Origin of the sequence: Sinomonas halotolerans (genome assembly GCF_039615075.1) — a bacterium.
GTDB lineage: Bacteria > Actinomycetota > Actinomycetes > Actinomycetales > Micrococcaceae > Sinomonas > Sinomonas halotolerans.
On the sequence record NZ_JBDFRB010000028.1, the window covers coordinates 1 to 3517 of the forward strand.

4 protein-coding genes and 1 other annotated feature are annotated in these 3517 nt (G+C 65.2%); of the genes, 1 reads left to right on the top strand and 3 read right to left on the bottom strand.

Annotation, left to right across the window (positions count from 1 at the left end):
- Positions 1 to 15: 15 nt before the first annotated feature.
- Positions 16 to 1280, bottom strand: a protein-coding gene (locus tag ABCQ75_RS16165) for an IS3 family transposase (RefSeq protein ID WP_345885050.1) whose coding sequence is annotated in 2 segments (ribosomal slippage) — positions 16 to 995 and positions 995 to 1280 — 1266 coding nt in all. Because the reading frame shifts where the segments join, the coding sequence is not laid out codon by codon here.
- Positions 868 to 995, bottom strand: a sequence feature (AL1L pseudoknot). (Overlaps the previous gene by 128 nt.)
- Between ABCQ75_RS16165 and ABCQ75_RS16170 the strand changes: the two genes are divergently transcribed.
- Positions 1279 to 1707, top strand: a complete 429-nt coding sequence (locus ABCQ75_RS16170) for a hypothetical protein (RefSeq protein ID WP_345886653.1) — start codon at positions 1279 to 1281, stop codon at positions 1705 to 1707. The two genes, ABCQ75_RS16165 and ABCQ75_RS16170, sit on opposite strands and share 2 nt — an antisense overlap.
- 299 nt (positions 1708 to 2006) lie before the next feature.
- Here ABCQ75_RS16170 and ABCQ75_RS16175 read toward each other — a convergent pair whose 3' ends face one another.
- Together ABCQ75_RS16175 and ABCQ75_RS16180 are read right to left on the bottom strand one after the other, a co-directional pair.
- A complete protein-coding gene (locus ABCQ75_RS16175; RefSeq protein WP_345886654.1) occupies positions 2007 to 2321 on the bottom strand; it encodes a hypothetical protein in 315 nt (104 codons plus the stop codon).
- A 5-nt stretch (positions 2322 to 2326) separates the two neighbouring features.
- The coding region (locus tag ABCQ75_RS16180; RefSeq protein ID WP_345886655.1) for a polymorphic toxin-type HINT domain-containing protein at positions 2327 to 3517 on the bottom strand (1191 nt) is incomplete at its 5' end.

The window sequence follows — 3517 nt, forward strand, 5'->3', positions numbered from 1 at the left end:
TGAATCGCCCCGGGTTTAGTGGAGGGTGAGTTCTCCCAGCGCCGGCTGACGCTGGGGGTTGATCTCACGGTAGTACTGGTTCTCCTTCTCGGTGGGTGTGAGGTATCCGATCGAGGAGTGCAGCCGGTTCTCGTTGAACCAGTGCACCCAGGACAGGGTGGCCAGTTCCAGATCGTCGGCGCTGCGGAACGGACCGTCGATCTTCACGCATTCGGCCTTGTACAGGCCCACGACGGTCTCGGCCAGTGCGTTGTCGTAGCTGTCGCCGACCGTCCCGATCGATGCGACCGCGCCGACCTGCGCGAGCCGCTCGGTGTAGCGCAGGGCGGTGTACTGCGACCCCGCATCGGAGTGCTGGATGACGCCGGTGACGTCCTCACCGGCCCGATCGCGGACCCAGAGCGCCATCTCCAGCGCGTCCAGGGGCAGGTCGGTCGGCATCCGGTCCATGGTCCGCCATCCGACGATCCGGCGGGAGAACACGTCCGTGACGAACGCGGTGAACGCCATCCCCGACCACGTCGGCACATACGTGAAGTCGACCACCCAGAGCTCGTTGGGCCGCTCGGCGTGGAACTCGCGCTTGACGTGATCCGGTGCCCGGGTGGCGATGTCGTCAGGGCGGGTGGTGACGAACTGCCGGCCCCGGCGAACACCGCGCAGACCCTGCTGGCGCATGAGGCGTTCGACGGTGCAGCGGGCGACGGGGATGCCCTCGCGGTGCAGCAGCCGCCAGACCTTCCGGGCGCCGCTGAGCCCGCGCCCGAGGCGACGGTCCCAGAACACCCGCTCGATCTGCACCGCCAGCTCCGCGTCGGAGACCGCCCTGGCCGAAGCAGGCCGCTTCTTGAACGCGTAGTAACCGGACGGTGCGATCGGCATGCCGTGCTCGGTGAGCACGCGGCAGATCGGCTCGACCCCGAACCGGCCACGATGGTCGTCGATGAACTTGACTACCACGGCAGTCGCGGGTCGAGCTCCCGCGCGAAGAAACTCGACGCGGCGAGGAGGATTTCGTTCGCCCGCTTGAGCTCGCGGTTCTCCGCCTCGAGCGCCTTGATGCGCTGCGCATCGTTCGTCGTGGTACCGGGGCGTTCGCCTGCGTCGATCGCGGCCTGCTTGCACCAGCCCCGCAGCGTGTCCGGGTTCACCCCGACACGCTGCCCGATCCTGACCACCGCCGCATTCAGCGACAGCTCCGGATCCTCCTTCCGCGCCTCGCCCACAAGGCGCAAGGCACGCTCCCGCAACTCCTGCGGATACTTCCTCGGTGCTGGCATGACCATCATCCTCTCGGGGAATCAGACCCTCCACCAACCCCGGGGCGATTCACTCCTCACCGACATCCACGACGGGCGGATACACCTCCCCGGCCGGACCATCCTCACAGCACGGCCCGTGCGCGACCATCTGGCCCGATGGCTCGACCACCGCCGCTCCACCTGGCCCGAAACCACGAACCCGCACCTGCTGGTGAACAAGCAGACAGCCGTTAGGACCACCCCGGCAAGCAACTTCTGGGTCAACAGCAGGCTAGGCATGTCAGCCCAGGCAGTCCGCGAAGACCGCATCCTTCACGAGGCCGACGCCACCGGGGATATCAGACGGCTCTGCGATCTCTTCGGCCTCAGCGTCAGGGGCGCCCAACGCTACATCGACGCCGTCACCAGCTACCCATCCTCTCCCAGACAGGAAACGGATCCCTGACACAACGCTGGCATGATTCGCCCCGAACCCGATCCCAGGCACGCAGTGCCTGCGACCGCACGCCGAAGCGGCGCCTGCATATGATCCATCCGGACTCGAACCGCACCGGAAGCGACATGCGACGTCCTGAAAATGGCCACACGAGGATCCAAGCGCAAGTCCGTGCGCGAGCTTTCCAAGTACGACGAGGCCGCGCGGAGCAAGGATGATCGAGAGCACCGACCGGATGACCACACAAAGATGGGGCGAAGTCGCGAATCATGCCAACCGGGAGCATCCGGTCCAATGTCGTTCACATGTCAGCCTTCGATGAACAAGTAGCCATCTAGGGCGTGAGCCTCCTTGGCCGCCTCAAGCACCCTCCGGGCACTAGCGCTCTCCTCAGGCGAGAACACATCGGAGTCCAGAACTCGTGGAAAGTCCTCCAACCAGGCCGCCAATTGGAAAAAGTTCAACATCGCGTCCGAGTACGGCCAAATGAAGTCGACGTATCGCACACCGATGGCAGTCGCTGCGCGGCAGAACTTTAGGAAGGGCTCGCCTGGCGGCTCCTCAATGGTCCTCATCGTTTCGTGCAACTGATTCTGTACATGAACCTTTAGGAGAATGGCCATTTTCATCACCTCGGCATTCCAGGGTGCATCGTGATGATGCGGCCGTTGGGATTGGAGATGACCGTCATGATCGGGCTCTGCTGGCCCATCAGGTCAGTGCCAATGTTACGACTCATCACGCACACACGCTCGCAGCGGCCATCGGCGCGCATTGTGGGCGGAAACTGCCCAGCCTCGTCCGCTAGATTATATAGATCCTCAGTTGAATTGAACTGAGACTTTCCGGCCACCCCGCCCAAATGGTCCTGTGCGATCTTGGCTTCTCCAACGGCGTCCAGCCACGGCTCAGCGCACGAATTGTGCACCAACACCGCGCCCTCGCCGACGTGGTAGGTGTGGATGCCTTCCACGGACAGGTTGTAGGCCAACGCCTGGCGCCGGGTCCCGACTTCGAGCCCCGAGACCCTGATAGTCCGCCCATCTGCACTGAGGATCTCCTCGCCTGGCTCGAGTTGGTCAGCGCGTTCGAACCGCCGGTCGGTAGCCGACCAGAAGGGATGGTCCTCGGTCGTGGTGATGAGCTCGCCCTCGACCGCCAGGTCGACGACAGTATCGTCTTGGACGAAGACGCGCTGCACGGTCTTGGCTTCCTGCTCCCCGGTCTCGGGGTCGCTCGCGATGACCTTGTCACCGACCTTGACGTCCTCGATGGCTTTATGCGAGCCATCTGCCATGAGCACCACCGTCGGTCCGGAGAAGGAGCAAGCCTTGGCCATGGTGCTGGCGGCTCTTGAAGCCCCGGACAGGCTCTTCACCCCGCTGGCGGCGCCTTTGATGAGTCTGCCGCCGGGGATGATGGCGGCGGTTGAGATGAGTGCTTCGGCGATGGCGTCGCCGCAGGAGCCTTTGCCGGTGTTGCAGGTGTTGTAGGCCTGGATGGCCTTGGTGCCGGCGTGGACGGCGCCGGCGGCGACCGAGATGCCGCCCAGTGCGGCGGCCACGGGGGCGCCGATGCCGGTGACGGCTGCGGCGAGGGCGAGTACGCCGGCGACGTCGGAGACGATGCCGCTGACTTGTTGGATCCCGCCGAGGAGCTCGTCCCAGGAGAAGAGGCCGGTGATGTCGAGGTAGCGGAGCGGGTTCGCGGAGGCGTAGGTGTAGGCGCCGGAGAGGGATGTGCTGGCGGCGGGGTCGGTGCTGAGGAACATGCCCGCGCCCGGGTCGTACTGGCGTGCGCGCAGGTGGGTCAGGCCGGT

Coding starts and splice junctions, on each gene's coding strand:
- ABCQ75_RS16170 (WP_345886653.1), top strand. CDS start 1,279: ATGACCATCATCCTCTCGGGGAATCAGACCCTCCACCAACCCCGGGGC.
- ABCQ75_RS16175 (WP_345886654.1), bottom strand. CDS start 2,321: ATGGCCATTCTCCTAAAGGTTCATGTACAGAATCAGTTGCACGAAACG.